Annotated in this window: 10 protein-coding genes; 7 read left to right on the top strand and 3 right to left on the bottom strand. The window is 47.6% G+C overall.

The genetic code is table 11. The features are described 5' to 3' along the window. Window positions 1–65 precede the first annotated feature (65 nt). The 3 genes from ACIGBN_RS11335 to ACIGBN_RS11325 all read left to right on the top strand — a co-directional run bounded on the left by ACIGBN_RS11335 (window position 66) and on the right by ACIGBN_RS11325 (window position 3,450). Window positions 66–599, top strand: coding sequence for a CvpA family protein (locus tag ACIGBN_RS11335; protein ID WP_396665502.1), 534 nt, complete (start codon window positions 66–68; stop codon window positions 597–599). A gap of 76 nt (window positions 600–675) precedes the next feature. Next, window positions 676–2,184, top strand: coding sequence for an amidophosphoribosyltransferase (gene purF, locus ACIGBN_RS11330; RefSeq protein ID WP_133003736.1), 1,509 nt, complete (start codon window positions 676–678; stop codon window positions 2,182–2,184). Window positions 2,185–2,274: 90 nt separating this feature from the next. Next, window positions 2,275–3,450 (top strand): O-succinylhomoserine sulfhydrylase, encoded by a 1,176-nt coding sequence (locus ACIGBN_RS11325; RefSeq protein ID WP_396665499.1) that lies wholly within the window; start codon window positions 2,275–2,277, stop codon window positions 3,448–3,450. Window positions 3,451–3,553: 103 nt separating this feature from the next. On the opposite strand, the gene ACIGBN_RS11320 is transcribed toward ACIGBN_RS11325, so the two are convergent. Together ACIGBN_RS11320 and ACIGBN_RS11315 are read right to left on the bottom strand one after the other, a co-directional pair. After that, entirely contained in the window at window positions 3,554–6,697 is a 3,144-nt protein-coding gene (locus ACIGBN_RS11320) for an efflux RND transporter permease subunit (RefSeq protein ID WP_396665497.1), read from the bottom strand. Between the two features lie 12 nt (window positions 6,698–6,709). Beyond that, window positions 6,710–7,855, bottom strand: a complete 1,146-nt coding sequence (locus tag ACIGBN_RS11315) for an efflux RND transporter periplasmic adaptor subunit (RefSeq protein WP_396665495.1) — start codon at window positions 7,853–7,855, stop codon at window positions 6,710–6,712. A 277-nt stretch (window positions 7,856–8,132) separates the two neighbouring features. Here ACIGBN_RS11315 and ACIGBN_RS11310 point away from each other — a divergent pair, with 277 nt between their 5' ends. The 4 genes from ACIGBN_RS11310 to ACIGBN_RS11295 are packed head-to-tail and all read left to right on the top strand — an operon-like array spanning window position 8,133 to window position 15,105. Beyond that, a complete protein-coding gene (locus ACIGBN_RS11310; RefSeq protein WP_133003732.1) occupies window positions 8,133–10,040 on the top strand; it encodes an ATP-binding cassette domain-containing protein in 1,908 nt (635 codons plus the stop codon). A 3-nt stretch (window positions 10,041–10,043) separates the two neighbouring features. Then, entirely contained in the window at window positions 10,044–10,637 is a 594-nt protein-coding gene (locus ACIGBN_RS11305) for a DUF2760 domain-containing protein (protein WP_133003731.1), read from the top strand. Window positions 10,638–10,639: 2 nt separating this feature from the next. Beyond that, window positions 10,640–12,394 (top strand): Hsp70 family protein, encoded by a 1,755-nt coding sequence (locus tag ACIGBN_RS11300; RefSeq protein ID WP_396665492.1) that lies wholly within the window; start codon window positions 10,640–10,642, stop codon window positions 12,392–12,394. Continuing rightward, window positions 12,394–15,105: an Hsp70 family protein gene (locus tag ACIGBN_RS11295; RefSeq protein WP_396665490.1), complete on the top strand. Its 2,712-nt coding sequence runs from the start codon at window positions 12,394–12,396 to the stop codon at window positions 15,103–15,105. Before ACIGBN_RS11300 ends, ACIGBN_RS11295 begins: the two co-directional genes overlap by 1 nt. A 130-nt stretch (window positions 15,106–15,235) precedes the next feature. Here the strand turns inward: ACIGBN_RS11295 and ACIGBN_RS11290 are convergent, their stop codons facing one another. Beyond that, the gene (locus tag ACIGBN_RS11290) at window positions 15,236–16,105 is read right to left on the bottom strand and encodes a thioesterase domain-containing protein (protein WP_133003728.1); all 870 of its coding nucleotides are present in this window, start codon (window positions 16,103–16,105) and stop codon (window positions 15,236–15,238) included. Window positions 16,106–16,199: the final 94 nt, after the last annotated feature.

Here is a 16,199-nt window from a genome sequence, read left to right as displayed (position 1 = left end):
TGTTTGGTAGTATTTGGATTATCTTAACCTTCTGTTAAACTTCGCGCGCTTTAAATAGGGTTGTTATGGACGCTGTAAACTCAATTTCTACATTGGACTGGCTGATCATTGCCGTCGTTATTATTTCTACTCTACTGAGTTTGAAAAGGGGATTTGTTAAAGAGGTTCTATCCTTACTTACCTGGGTTATAGCCTTTGTGGTGGCGATAAAATTCTCTGATAACATGCAGGCATTATTGATGGATCAGGTTCAAAGTGATCAGATCCGTTACATAGTTTCATTTGTTTCTTTATTTGTAGCAAGCTTAATAATTTGTGCATTAGCGAGCTATTTGATTGGCTCTTTAATACAGGTAACCGGCCTTTCTAGCACAGACAGAGTGCTAGGCATGGTTTTTGGTTTTGCAAAAGGCGGCTTAATTGTTGTGGCTTTTGTGTCTTTGCTGAGCTTAAGCCCAGCAATAGAAAAAACAGAGCTTTGGAAGTCATCACAATTGATTCCTCAATTAGTGCTTTTGAAAGAGTGGACGCGTGAAATGTTAGGCAAGAGTTCGGATCTTGTGGATCCGTCTCTCATTGACCGCGCCCTTGGAAATTAGTTGCTTCTCTGGCAACGAAAGAAGAACCTTTATTGTGTTTTATAAGCACAATTTCCCCAACACGAGGATCTAGAACATGTGTGGTATCGTTGGTGTCGTAGGCACATCCATGGTCAATCAAGCCATTTTTGATGCATTAACTTTGCTTCAGCATCGCGGGCAAGATGCAGCAGGAATGGTAACCAGCCATAATGGACGTCTGTGTTTACGCAAAGACAATGGTCCGGTTAGTGAGGTGTTTCGTACACGTCACATGAAAAAACTTCATGGTAATATTGGCATTGGGCATGCCCGTTACCCTACAGCAGGTACCTCGAGTTCTGCTGAAGCGCAACCTTTTTACGTTAACTCTCCTTACGGTATTTCTCTTGCTCATAATGGCAACTTGACCAACACTGAAAAGCTTAAGCAAGAAGTGTTTGAGTCTGATCTTCGCCATGTGAACACGACGTCTGATTCAGAAGTGTTGTTGAATGTATTGGCTCATGAACTTCATTTAGAAGGCAAGCTGACACCGACACCAGAAGATATTTTCAATGCGTTAGAGCGAGTCTATAAGCGAATTGAAGGTGGTTACGCGGTTGTCGCTTTGATCACTGGTTACGGTATTTTGGCGTTTCGTGATCCAGATGGTATTCGTCCATTAATTTATGGCTCTAAACAGACCGACAATGGTATCGAATACATGGTGGCGTCTGAAAGCGTCGCATTGGACGCTGGCGGTTTCACAATAGAACGTGATATCCAGCCTGGTGAAGCGATTTTCTTTGATGTGAACCATAAGGTTCATGTGCGTCAGTGCACACCGAAAAAAGTGGCTCGTCCTTGTTTGTTTGAGTACGTTTATTTTGCTCGTCCGGACACAGTGATCGACAGTATTTCTGTTTATAAAGCCCGCATGAACATGGGTGATCGATTGGCAGAGAAGATCCAACGCGAATGGAAAGATCATGATATTGATGTTGTCATTCCGATCCCGGATACCAGCCGTACTGCCGCACTACAGATTGCACAAACACTGAATATCCCATTCCGTGAAGGCTTGGTGAAGAACCGCTACATTGGCCGTACTTTTATCATGCCAGGGCAAGCGGTTCGTAAAAAATCCGTTCGTCAAAAATTGAACCCTGTGCCGTTTGAATTTAAAGACAAAACGGTGCTATTGGTAGATGACTCGATTGTTCGTGGTACCACGAGTAAAGAAATTATTGAAATGGCGCGTGATGCTGGCGCGAAAAAAGTATACATCGCTTCGGCGGCACCTGAGGTGCGTTACCCGAATGTGTATGGTATTGATATGCCAGCCGTTACTGAGTTGATTGCTCACGATCGCAATGTGGATGAAATTTGTGAGTTAATCGGCGCTGACAAATTGATTTTCCAAGATTTGGGTGATTTGATTGAAGCTTGTATTGATGAGAAGCACTCTGATGTACGTGAATTCGATACGTCTGTATTCGATGGAAAATACATTACTGGGGATATCACTGAAGCGTATCTTGCTCGTCTTGAGAATGCGCGAAATGATACTCAAAAGGACTCTATTGAAAATGCAGCTAGTAGTGACATGATGCACCCTATGTAGCAAACTAATGCAATAGTGACTTACGAAACAAAGCCAGGTCACACGCCTGGCTTTGTTGTTTTTAGTTAAGGCAATTTTGGAGAGACACGAATGTCGGAATACAAAGACGCAACAAATGCCATTCATGCAGGTGTTCGTCAGACACAAGAGCAAGAAAACAGCGAAGCCATTTTTATGACATCAAGCTTTGCTTACGCCAGTGCGGAAGAAGCCGCGAGTAAGTTTTCTGGTGCAGAAGATGGAAATGTGTATTCACGGTTTACCAATCCGACCGTTGAGTTGTTTGAAAAGCGCTTAGCAAACCTTGAGAAAGGCGAAGCGGCGATTGCAACAAGCTCTGGTATGGCGGCATTAATGACCATGGCATACAGCTTATTGAGCGCTGGCGATCGCGTGGTGTGTTCGCTGAATGTATTCGGTTCAACGATTAAGTTTTTCAACACATACACCACAAAATTTGGCATCGACGTGGTGTATGTTGACGCCACTGATTACGCAGCGTGGGAAGCCGCCATTGACAGCAATACCAAGCTTTGCTTTTTTGAAACGCCGTCTAATCCACTATATGACGTAGTGGATGTAGAACGCGTGGCCGCATTGGCTCATAGCAAGGGCGCTTTGTTGTGTGTTGATAATGTGTTGGCGACCCCAGCGTTGCAAAACCCATTGACACAGGGTGCGGACATTGTGATGCAGTCGGCGACCAAGTTCATTGATGGGCAAGGTCGTAGTTTGGGTGGTGCCTTGATCGCAAGCCAAGAGATTGTTGATGAGTTTGTTGGCTTTATGCGCAGCGCCGGGCCATGCATGAGCCCATTTAATGCCTGGGTATTGGTGAATGGCTTAGAAACGTTATCGTTGCGGATGAAAGCGCATTCTGCAAACGCGATGAAGTTGGCGGAATTCTTGGAATCTCACCCGAAAGTGAAAAAAGTAAACTACGGTGGGTTGCCAAGCCATAAATACCACGAATTGGCGAAACGCCAGCAAAAAGATTTTGGTGGTTTGTTGTCGTTCGAATTAGACGGCGGTCGTGAGGCAGCATGGGCGGTGATTAATGCTGCTAAACTGGTTTCCATTACGGGCAACTTGGGCGATACCAAAACCTTGGTGACGCACCCAGCCACGACCACTCATGGTCGATTGACGGACGAGCAAAAAGCCAAAGCGGGCATTACCGAAGGCTTGATTCGTGTTTCTGTCGGTCTAGAAGACAGCGATGATATCATTGCCGACTTTGACGGAGCATTAGCGATATTAGGCTAATCTTTTGGTGCGCTAAAAAACGGAATCGGCCAACGGGCGATTCCGTTTTTTTATGTCTGGACTTTCATTCATAGAAACTTGTCTATGGGGGAAATTCCAATGGTTAGCTTTCTATTGAGGCCAGTTTGTCTGCTTGGTCTTGGGCTTCTTGCTTGCGTTCTGCACGGCGATAACCGAGCACTAACAAACAAGGGGTTAAAATAAGCGTTAACGGCGTGGCAAAAGTGAGCCCACCGGCAATGGCGGTAGATAGTTGTGTCCACCATTGAGCCGAAGGCGCACCGACGCTGATGGATTGGTGGATCAGGTCCACGTTCAGTTGGAACACCATAGGCACCAAGCCTAGAATGGTGGTGATGGTGGTCAGCATGACGGGGCGTAAACGCTGTACTCCGGTGCGAATCGCCGCCTCACGCACTTTCATACCTTGGGCTCTTAGGGTGTTAAAAGTGTCGATCAGGACAATGTTGTTGTTGACGACTATGCCCGCCAACGCAATCACCCCAACGCCGCTCATCACCACGCCAAATGGCTGACCTTTTAGCATCAAGCCAATAAACACGCCGATCGTGGAGAAGATAACCGCGCTCAGGATCAATATGCACTGGAAGAAATTATTAAACTGAGTCACTAAAATGATCGCCATAATAAAGAACGCGACAAAGAAGGCTTTCATTAAAAAGTCGGTGGATTTTTGTTGGTTCTCCGTATTGCCTCGGAACTGGTAAGAAACCATATTAGGCAGCTCAGAATCCAGCTGCGCTTTGATTTGATTGATCACATTGTTGACCACCACGCCATCTTGAACGTTGGCATCAATGGTGATGGTTTTTTTGCCATCCGTTCGATTAATTACCCCTTGTTTGGGGCCGGCGTAACGGTGAATAAAGTTGCTGGCGGGAATCGGCCCTTGAGAAGAAGGGATCTGCAACTGATCAAGCTGCTCTAGGCTACGCTGATTGACCGGATAACGCAGGACTATGTCGATCTTGTCGTCGGCGCCTTCTGGTAAGAAGTCGCTGAGAATTAATCCGTTGCTCACCAGTTTGACCACATTGCCTAGGGTGTTCATATCGACACCATAGCGACTGGCTTTGGCGCGATCCACTTCGATTCGCCATTCAATGCCTGGCAATGAACGATCGTCTTCCACGGAAATAATGCTGCTTTGTGACCTCAGTTGCTGAGAGATTAAATCCGCCGCTTCATTTAGAGGTTGGCTGTAATCGGAGCTGAGTTCTAATTGAATGTCTGCGCCCGATTGAGGGCCGTCCTGTTGCACTTCTGTGGTAACCAGTATGCCAGGGATTTGAGCAGTTTTCTGGCGAATTTGCTTGAGTATTTCATTGGCTGGCTCACGTTGAGACCAATCAATAAACTCCATGGAAATTTTGCCTATGCTGTCTGCTGCGTCTGTGTTTCCTGGGCTATCAAAGGTTGTTGCTATGAGGGTTTTTAGATTCGGGTTGCCAACGAGGAGATTTTCCACCTTGTGGACGAGCGCATCTTTTTCCTTAAGCGACAGGTTGCCACGGGCGTGAATTTCAAGGTTGGCAACGTCAGGCTCAATATTAGGGAAAAACTCCACGCCTTTGCCGTAAAGGCCATAGATGACTTGAACGCCAATGAGTAATGAAACAACAAACAGCAGTACCCAGATAGGTATTTCCACCAGGCGAGTGAGTACGCGGCTGTACCAACCAGAAAGGCCTTTGAGTTTGCTTAAATCGCCGTTTTCTGCGATCCGCAGTGACATCAGGGTGTTGTTGCTGTAACTGCCTTTTTTACCAATTAGGGAGCCAAGTGTCGGCAGAACAATGAGCGCCATCACCAGCGAAGCACACAGTGTCGCAATCACTGTGATGGGTAGGTAGCGCATAAATTCGCCGACAATATCAGGCCAAAAGAGCAATGGCATAAAGACCGCCAGTGTGGTCGCGGTAGAGGCTATGATGGGCCATGCCATGCGCTTGGCGGCTTCGCTGTAAGCGTCTTTTTTGTTTGCGCCTTCGGCGAGTTTTCGGTCGGCGTATTCGGTGACCACAATGGCGCCATCAACCAACATGCCAACGCTTAAAATAAGGGCGAAAAGCACCACCATGTTAATGGTGTAACCTTGAATGTTGAGCAGCAAAATGCCGGCGAGAAACGCCCCAGGGATTGCCAGCCCGACCAGGATGGCGCTGCGGATGCCGAGCGCCCATACAATGACGATCATGACTAATAAAGTGGCGGTTAACACATTGTTAAACAGATCGTTTAGAGAGGTTTTTATATTGCTGGATTCGTCTTGAGACAGGCTATACTCGATGCCTTCGGGCCATTGTTCACTGTTTTTCTTAACCAGAGCTTTGACCGCATCTAGGGTGTCAATGATGTTGGCACCCACCCGTTTAGAAACCGCGAGTGATATGCTGTTTTTGCCATCCACTCTGGCGTAACTACTGGGGTCTTCAAAGGTCAGTTCGCCACTGGCTATATCGCCTAATTTAACAACGTTGTCGCCATCGACCTTAATCGGCAAGTTTAGAATGTCTTCTTTTGTTTTTAATAGCCCTGGCACTTTGAGTGGAAAGCGTCCCGCGCCTGTGTCTAGGTTGCCCGCCGCGACCAGTTGGTTGTTGCCTGAAACAAAGTTCGCCACATCAGAGAGGTTTAAATGGTAGCTGTTGAGCTGTTCAGGGCGGATGATAATTTGTGCTTGTTGCTCTCTGTCGCCACTGATCTGCGCTTCTAATACGCCCTTGGTGCCTTCAATTTGATCCTGTAAATCATTGGCCACGCGACTTAAGGTGGAGAACCCCACATTGCCGGATAAATTAATCCGCAGTACGGGGAAAGTCGATAAGTTGATTTCTGTTACCGTGGGCTCGTCAGCGTCATCAGGCAGTTCGCTTTTGGCGCGATTGACTTTTTCTTGAGTGTCTATGATCGCCTGATCAATGTTGGTTCCCTGATTGAACTCTAAGATGATAGAGGCGTGATTTTCAGACGCGGTTGAGCTGATTTTTTTTAGATCGTCTAGCCCTTTTAGCTCTTGCTCCAGCGGATGGACTAATAAGCTATCGGCGTCTTCTGGTGAAATGCCATCTAAGGTGACAGACACGTATGCCATAGGGATGGTGATATCAGGCGTGCTTTCTTTTGCTATTTCAATGTAAGACACCGCACCAGCAATCAGGACCAGAGTAAAGAGTAATAATACCGTCCGAGAGCGGGCAAGCGCCGCTTCAATGAGTGTTTGCATAAACTATTTTCCCTAATAATGAGCGTCAACGGTATCGCCAGCGGCCACAAAGCCCTGGCCAACAGTGATCAGGTTGACGGTATCTGGTAGCCCTAGTACCCACACTTTGTCTCGTTCCGATTTCACAATGGTGACAGGAAGAGACACGACCTTATGCTGTTCATCTAATATTTTGACGGCGGTATGGCCGTTGTCGTCAAGCGTTAGTAGGGCTGGAGAAAAAGCCTGTGCTTTTTGTTGCCCGAGGGAAAAATCGACATCGGCGGTTAAGCCGGAGGGAATAGCATGATTTGGGTTGTTCACCAGTAGCTCAACATTAATTGTACGGCTTTCTGGGTTGGCTTGGCGACTGATGTAAGACACTTCGCCAGTGGTTTCAAGCCCTGTGGCTAAGTGGACTTGGCCGAGGGTTCCTTGGTGAATGTGGTGGATCTTATTTTGTGGAATGGGGACTTGGATATGCAGTGGGTTTAACGAAACGAGTGAGCCTATTGGGGTGTCGTCGCTGAGCATCTGACCTTCTTCTATGTCTAGGGTGTTGAGAACACCAGAGAAGGGGGCGGTTACAGTGGCATTTTCTAAATTAATGGCTAGCGATTTTGCAGTGCTAAGGGCAGTGGCTAAGTTGGTTTCGGCTTCCGCTAGACGAACGTTCGAGGTGAGGTTGATGTCTTTGAGTTTTGTTAATCCCTTCAACTCGATGCTTCTTTGTTTGGTAAGGGATTTTGTCTCTGCTATCTGGGCTTGCAGAACGCGAGTGTCAATTTGTAAAATTGGCGCGCCTTTTTTTAGGAAATCCCCTTTTTTAACGTAAAGCTTAACCACTTTTCCTTTATAGCTATTGGTTAAAGTGAGGGTTTTGTCTGCCACGGTTTGGCCGGATATCGCCAGCTGTAAAGCAATGTTTTGGGCGTGGATTGTGTTAGCTTGAACACTGTATTTTTGCGTACTGAGTGAGGTTTGATTGGTGTTCTTTTCTGGCGCCTCATCTGCGCTTTTTGAGGCAGTGTTGTTAGCCTTGGCTGTTGTGTTGCTGCTGCTCTCTGCGCTGCTGTGTTGTGCTGCGGTAATGCCGTGCCCGCCAGCGTATACCCATAAGACCGCCGCAATGGTGATCGTGATGGCAACCACTGGGCCTATTTTGCTTTTAAGCTCCATTAACCGCTCCTTGATGCATTTTGCTTGTTTTTATTATTTTAAGTTTTGCGTCAATTATATGCACAAAAAACACGTTATTAAATGATCTTGATTTGCTTATATAAGCATATTTCTTTGATGAATGTTGTATCGGGTCGCTTTCAGCGGCGGTTTTCTCTTTTTATTGGTGGCTAATTGTCAATTTTTAGATTGTCACTTCTTGGTTTCGCTAAACCTTCGTTAGGAAGGGTGATATTATACGCCCACAAAATTTACTCTCTTTTTTATTTGGATAGATATGAGTCTATTGTCTTTAGAACAGGTCAGTGTTGCATTCGGGCATAATCCGCTGCTGTCAAAAATCAGTTTCGCTGCAGAAGCAGGGGAACGTGTTGCTATTATCGGGCGCAATGGCGCGGGTAAATCAACGCTCTTAAAAATCATTTCAGGTGAACAAGTCGCCGATGAAGGTGTGGTTCGTTTGGAGGGAGGAATGCGCATTGCCCAGCTTCCTCAAGAGCTTCCTGATGCCAACAATAAGACGGTTCGTGAAGTGGTCAGTGAAGGCGCTGGTAAAGCCCATGACCTAATGAAACGTTACTTTGCCTTGTTGGAAGATTTCGAAAACGATCATTCTAATGAGTTAGGCGACATTCAAAGTGAGCTGGATAAGATCCAAGGTTGGGATCTTGAACAACGCGTAAATCACATGATTCAACGCTTGAAGCTGCCGGCTGAAAAGCTCATGTCTGAATTGTCTGGTGGCTGGCGTCGTCGTGTTATTTTGGCGCAAGCATTGGTATCAAACCCAGATGTATTGCTGCTTGATGAGCCGACAAACCATTTGGATGTGCCGACCATCGAATGGATGGAGCAACAGCTTCAGCAATTTCGTGGGTTGATCTTATTTATTACCCATGACCGTCGTTTCCTAGAAAAATTAGCGAACCGTATTATTGAGTTAGACCGTGGTAACTTGATTTCCTTTAGTGGCAACATTAATGAATTCCTTGTCTTTAAAGAAAAGATGTTGGAAGAAGAAGAACGTGCCAATGCCTTGTTTGATAAGCGCCTTGCTGAAGAAGAAGTTTGGATTCGTCAAGGTATCAAAGCCCGCCGTACTCGTAACGAAGGCCGTGTGCGCGCTTTGAAAGCGTTGCGTGTTGAGCGTTCAGAACGGATTAATCGTCAAGGCAACGCCAAAATGGCCATTGAGACCAAAGAAAGCTCAGGCAAATTGGTGGCAGAGTTCACTCAAGTGGCTCACTCGTTCGAAGACAAAGTGATTCTTCAGCCAATGGACTTGATAGTGAATCGCGGTGACCGTATTGGCCTTATCGGCCCCAATGGTTGTGGTAAAAGTACCTTCTTAAAAATCCTCTTGGGTGATTTGCAAGCGGATTCAGGTACCGTTCGCCAAGGTACTAAGCTTAACGTTGCTTATTTTGACCAGCTTCGTGAACAGCTTGACCCTGAGCAAACCGTTGCTGAAAACGTAGGGGAAGGCAAAGAAACCATCGAAATCAATGGCCAGAACAAACACGTCATTGGCTACCTTGGTGATTTCTTATTCCCACCAGAGCGTGCCCGTACGCCAGTCAAAGCCTTGTCTGGTGGTGAGCGAAACCGTGTGTTGCTTGCCAAGCTGTTTACCAAGCCTGCCAACCTGTTGGTGATGGATGAGCCTACCAATGACCTCGATGTGGAAACCTTGGAGTTATTGGAAGAATTGTTGCTGAACTACGACGGCACCTTGCTGTTAGTAAGCCATGACCGTGCGTTCTTGGACAGCGTAGTGACCAGTGTGATTGCGTTTGAAGGGGAAGGTCGCGTGCGTGAATACGTAGGTGGCTACCAAGATTGGATTCGTCAAGGGGGTAAGTTCCCAACCGAATCGACGTCTCAAACTAACGAGACTAAGCCCGCTAAAATTGAAGTGAAGAAAGCCGCGGAGACGGTCGTAACCGCAAAGCCTAAGTCAAAGCTGAGTTATAAAATACAGCGTGAATTTGATCTTATGCCAGAAACGATTGCGGCATTAGAGCATGACATTGCGGCTTTGCATCAAATTACGAGTGCAGCAGATTTTTATGCCGGCGACGCTAAACAGGTTCAAAAAACCTTAGCCAAAGTGGCCGCGAAAGAACAAGAACTTGAGACGACCATGGAGCGTTGGCTTGAGTTAGAAGAAATGCAGAATGGGTAAGTTATGAGCCAGAAAATTACATCAATGTCTTTTATTCCGCGCTTTTTTGGCGCGTTTGGACAGTTTTTCAAATACATGGGCAGCGGCGATTACGCGGCCCGTTGTTCCGCAGTAGGCAAAGGCGAAGTATTGGCTTTTGAGGCGGAGCCAAAGGTAATAACCAAAGAAATTGAAGTCATTCGTGAAGTTGAAGTGGCGGCACCAGTCCTGGACACAGTCAATGAAGATGGGGCGCATCAATTGCTGCAACTGTTGCAACATGAGGCGCGTTTTATCGACTTTATTCAAGAAAGTATCGATGGTTACGACGACGCGGATGTGGGTGCTGCTGCACGCCAAATTCATGCAGGTTGTGCGAAAGTGATCAAGCAGCACTTCACCATTGATGTGGTGAACAGTGCGCCAGAAAACAGCCGCATTGAGGTGCCAGCAGACTACGATGCCAAGCAAATTAAGCTAGAAGGTCGTGTTGAGGGCGTCGGTCCTTATGCCGGTACCTTGATTCATCCAGGTTGGAAAGTGACGAGCACACAGCTCCCTAAAGTCAGCTCCACCGATAACTTAACCATCCTAGCGCCCGCAGAAATCGAGGTATAGTCATGAGCGATTATTTTATTGGTATCGACCTAGGTACCACGCATTCGGCTGTCTTTTATTCTGCAGCCAACACTGAAAATGGCGCGGCAGACATTAAACAGTTGCCTATTGCGCAGTTCACCGCGGCAGGGCAAGTGGCAGAACGTCCACTGTTGCCTTCTTTTGTGTATTTCCCCCATGCCACAGAGTTTTTAGAAAGTGATATGCAATTGCCGTGGGGCAAAGCCGATGCGATTGTCGGGCAACTTGCGAGAGAGTTGGGTGCCAAATCGTCTGGTCGTTTGGTGCAAAGTGCTAAAAGCTGGTTGTGCCACTCTCGAGTGGGCGCAGACGAAGCTGTTTTGCCAATCGATGCGCTGGAAGAGGTAGCAAAAATCTCGCCCGCAGCGGTCACTGAAACCTTGCTCTCTCATTTGGTGAACGCATGGACAGTGGCGTTTCCTGATGCGCCGATACAGGATCAAGAAGTGGTGATTACTGTGCCTGCCTCATTTGATCCGGCGGCGCGTACTATCACCGAACAAGCGGCGGAGCGCATCGGGTTGCGAGCCCGTTTGATTGAAGAGCCATTAGCGGCGTTTTACGCTTGGCTGGCAGATCAAGCGTCTTGGACGGATGCACTTGACGTGAACGAACATATCCTGGTTGTGGATGTGGGCGGTGGTACAACAGACTTGTCTTTGATCCAAGCGGTTGAGCAAGAGGGCGTACTCGGTTTGGAGCGTGTTGCTGTGGGTCGTCATATCCTATTGGGTGGCGACAACATGGACATGGCATTGACCTATCACCTAGCTGGACAGCTTGCACAAAACGGTACAACGTTAGAGCATTGGCAGATTTCAGGTCTGACGCAAGCGTGTCGTGAGGCGAAAGAGCGCTTGTTGTCGAATGCGGATTTGGCCGACGTGAGTGTTGTCGTTCCAAGTCGTGGTCGCAGTTTGTTTAATAACAGCATTAAAGCGACCTTGACTCAAGGCGACGTTCAGCAGCTTTTGTTGCAAGGCTTTTTCCCTGAAGTGGCGTTTGGTGAGCAGGCTCAGAAAGCCCCACGAAGCGGCATCAGTACGATCAACTTGGATTACGAAAGTGATCCTGCCATTACGCGTCATATTAGTGAGTTTTTAGCCCAACATCAGGCTAAGCCAACGAAAATTTTGCTGAATGGTGGTGTGTTTAACGCCGGTTTAATTCGAACCACCATTGAAACGCGCCTGCGTGCCATGTTGGGCGATGTTGACATGACCATGTTGACGCCATCGCACCTGGATCACGCCGTTGCGAAAGGAGCAACGTATTACGCTGTGGTGCAAGCCGAAGGCGGCGTAAAAGTGAAAAGTGGCTTGGCGGCGAATTATTACATTGGTGTGGCGAGCCCAATGCCCGCGATTCCAGGCATGGCACCACCGGTTGACGCCGTTTGTGTGGCGCCGTTTGGGTTAGAAGAAGGCTCTGAAGAGCAAATGTTACCCAACGAATTTTCCTTGGTGGTTGGCGAATCGGTGACCTTTCGTTTCTTCCAGTCTCAAGACAGTCAGGTCGATTCCGTAGGAAAAGTGATTTCTTCGTTTGCCTTGGCCCAATTGACCGAGCTGAATCCTATTAGTGTGCAGCTAGATGCAGGGCACTACCAAGAAGGCGAGATGGTTCGTGTGTATTTGACTGCTCGGGTGACTGAACTCGGGTTGTTGCTGTTGCAAGCGCACGATACGAAATCAGACCTACATTGGACGATTGAGTTTCAAGTTAGGGAGGCGTAATGCCAGAGTCAGCTTTTCGAGTAGGCATTGATTTAGGAACAACCAACAGCGTTGTTTCTTACTTATCGAACGAAGGCAGTGAACCGACTCTATTGCCGATTCCACAAGTGATGGCGGATGGTTCGGTGCAAGAGTTTATCTACTTGCCCAGCGCCATTTATTTGTTGGCGGCGGATGAAAAGTTGGACCCGGTATTGCCTTGGCGTAATGGTGACAAAACGCGCATTGTGGGGGTCGGTGCATTAGCACTCGGCCAACGCCGTGCTGGGCAGTTGGTGCAAAGTGCGAAAAGCTGGTTGAGTCACCGCCAAGTGGATCGGCGTTCTGCGATTCTTCCTTGGGCCAGCGAATTTGCCAAAAAAATGAGCCCTCTGGACGCCAGTCAAGCCTTGCTTATGCACATTAAGCAAAGCTGGAATCATCGTTTCCCCAATGCCCCGCTTGAGAAGCAAAGCGTCGCACTCACGTTACCGGCGTCGTTTGATGAAGAAGCCCGTGCGTTAACGCTTGAAGCGGCAAAAAACGCAGGACTAGAAGACCTTTATCTTCTCGAAGAGCCGCAAGCGGCCTGTTATCACTACATTAGTGATGATGAAAAATTGGCGGCGCTCGCCAGCAAAAAAATGTTGCTCGTAGTGGACATTGGCGGCGGCACCAGCGATTTTAGTTTGGTGTCTATTCAACCGGCTTCTAGTGAAAAGAAAAGTGTCTCACTGAAGCGAGTGGCGGTTGGTGAGCACCTGTTATTAGGGGGCGATAACTTGGATCAAGCGTTAGCGTTTCAGCTTGACCCAAAACAAATATCGGCTCTGTCTGCGACCCGTTTAGCGGCCTTAGTGCAGCAAACTCGTCAAGCGAAAGAGACACTCCTGAGCGAGGCTTCTCCCGACAGTGTGAACATTACGGTATTGGGTGGTGGCAGCCGTTTGATTGGCGGCTCACAGAAATTTTCCGTGTCACGGGATGCGTTATTGGAGCAAGTTCGCACAGGATTTTTTCCTTTAATAGACCCCGACACCAAGGTGCAAAAAAGCGACTATGCAATGCATACGCTTGGCTTGCCTTATGAATCAGACCCTGCCTTTACGCGTCATCTTGCGGCCTTTTTAACCACCCATCAAGAGGCCATTTTACGTGCCACGGGCAGCACCATGCCAGACGCTGTGTTGTTTAACGGTGGCTTATTTAACAGCCCTTTGTTAAAGGCACAACTGTTGGCGCAATTAAACACCTGGTCTGAAACACCGATACTGGCCTGCGCGGCGGACGAGCCTAATGATGCGGTAGCAAAAGGCGCCGCCTTATATCTCAGTGCGTTAGCGGGCGAAAGCACGCGGATTGAAAGCGGCGTGGCTCATGGCTTATTCCTTAAAGTCGGTGACGAGCAGTTTGTTGGTATCTTGCCAAAAGGCACTTTAAAAGGGGAAACCCTCACCCTAGAACAAGACTTTTTTGTCACCTTAGGGCAGCAAGTACAATTTCCTCTGTACCGCTCGGATGATCACATTGATTGTGTGGTGGGGCAGGTGCGCGAGCAGACTGGTTTGCACTACATTTCTACCTTATCGACTGAGTTGGATGCCTCCGTTGATGCAACAGAAACAGCGGTCAATGTCGCAGTACAAATGACGGAAGTTGGGGTCTTGCAAGTGACTTTGAAAGCGACGAATCAGCGCGATCAATGGCATTTAGACTTTTCTATTAAAGAGTCGACGAAAGCCGCGTCAGGACAAACCTCAGCAGACCAAAAAGAGCAAGATCAGGCTGGTTTACTGCACGCCAATATGGGGCAAGCGGAAGAGCATTTGACTAAGTGTTTTTCTAGCGCAGGCCAAAAGCAAGCCCCCGATTTGGTGAAGGCCTTAAAACAAGATTTGGATGCCATGCTGGGCAATCGAGACGATTGGAATTTGGCAACGTCACGACGTTTGGTCGACAAACTGCTCAGTTTGAAATCAGGGCGTATGAAAAGCGCCCAGCACGAGCGTCAATGGCTACAGCTTATGGGGTATTGCTTACGACCAGGCTATGGCGCTGAGGACGATCTTGCCCGTGTGCAGCAGGTGATCAATATCACCAAAGCAGGCACGCAGCACGATGCCGCGGCAGTATGGGGGCAATACTGGACTCTGTATCGTCGTATTGCTGGTGGCTTGTCTTTTGAGCAACAAACGGTACTGTTTAAGCAATTTAGTCAGTTCTATTCACCTTCAGGTCAACGCTCTCGTGAAAAAATGAAGGCGTTAACGACACGCTCCAGTGACGATCTAATCCGTCTTGTGGGGGCGCTGGAGAAACTAGAGCAGGCGGATAAAATGATGACGATCGATTGGTTGTTAAAACGCCTGTCTAAATCTTCAGAGCCGGATACCGCTTGGTGGACGCTAGGGCGCATTGCATCGCGTCACTTATTGTGTGGTGAGCAAGCTCTGCGAATTCCTGAAGACACGCTTTACCCAATATTGGATGTGGTGCTTAAAGAAGATTGGAAAAAACGCAAGCAAGCAGGCCTTGCCGCGGTGCTCATGGCTCAGGTGAGTCTGGAAGAGTCGGATAAGCTCAAAGCATATCGACATAAAATTGCGAAAAAACTACTCAAAGACAAATGCCCGGCGCAATGGTTAGCACGCCTTAACAGTCAAATTGAAATCAATAACGATGAGCTTACTGCTTTAGTCGGTGAGAGCTTGCCTATTGGTTTGCGCTTATAAGGTGTGATTGTGGTGGTTGCCTAAGGTATTGGGCGATGGGTGTTTAAAAAAGAGCCAAGTAACCTGTTACTGGCTCTTTTTTTATGGGCAAAATCAGCACAAAGAGTGCTTTGTCGCTGAATGACGATTTTTAATCGAAGGAAAACCCAAACAAACTAATGTCGGTTTTATAAGGTACTTCGACTGGGCTTTCCAGCAAACCATTAATTAGACCGAGGTAGGTCGTCATTTTATGGGCGTTGAGGTTTTGTTCGTTAGGGATGGATGTGGTGAACTTGGTTGCTCTTAGCGCACTTTTGACACCACTGGTTTCGGCGTATTGCTTGTTGCCCATGAGTATGACTTCTTTGCCCATGTGCCAGAAAATATCCAAATCTTTGATTTGTAATGGGCTAATAGGGGGAACAAGAGGAACAATGTCGTGTAGGGTGACGACGCGGATAAGTGGTAAATCATCGAATTTTTTTGCCCCAGTCACATTGGTGACCTTAGGTTGCCCAAACGTAATGATCTGAGCCACTGGATAACCATCTTTTTGCAAGTACATGCCCAATATCACGGCAATGGCGCCGCCTAAACTGTGTCCGGTAATATGAATGGGTTGGTCTTTGTTTAGATAAGGCTTCATGTTGCTGTAAATGGCTCTCGCCGCGGACGCAAAACCTTGGTGCAGTTTAATGTCCAGCACCGGATCTGGTTGCAAGGAAACGGTTAAATCCACCATGGCATTTTGTAGGTTGGCGGTGCCGCGCACAGCAATGGTCTGAACGCCATTGGCGGTGCTTAAAAAATAACTCACTTGGGACGCAGGGATCAAAGATTGATGCACGAGCTGCTGGTTTTGCTCTTGCAGTCGTTGCTCAAGCGTTGCGGCTTCAAGGTAGGTGTCATCGGAGAGCTTGGCTTGGGCTTTGATGAGGTTAAAATCTTGTGCGGCAAAAGCGGATTGAAATGGACTGATGAGCAGAACAAGAATGAATAAAATAAAAGCATTAAACATTGTGAGGCAGCTAACTTATTGGTTGAAGAGCGCAGAGAGTACTAAAAAAAGGCTTTTACGAACAGCGGTTTATCCGATTGTAAGGGCGTTTTTA

Origin of the sequence: Marinomonas sp. NPDC078689, assembly GCF_044542435.1 — a bacterium.
In the GTDB taxonomy this organism is placed as follows: Bacteria; Pseudomonadota; Gammaproteobacteria; order Pseudomonadales; family Marinomonadaceae; genus Marinomonas; species Marinomonas arenicola.
The sequence above is the reverse complement of the archived record's forward strand: the minus strand, read 5'-3'. Positions and strand labels throughout refer to the sequence as shown.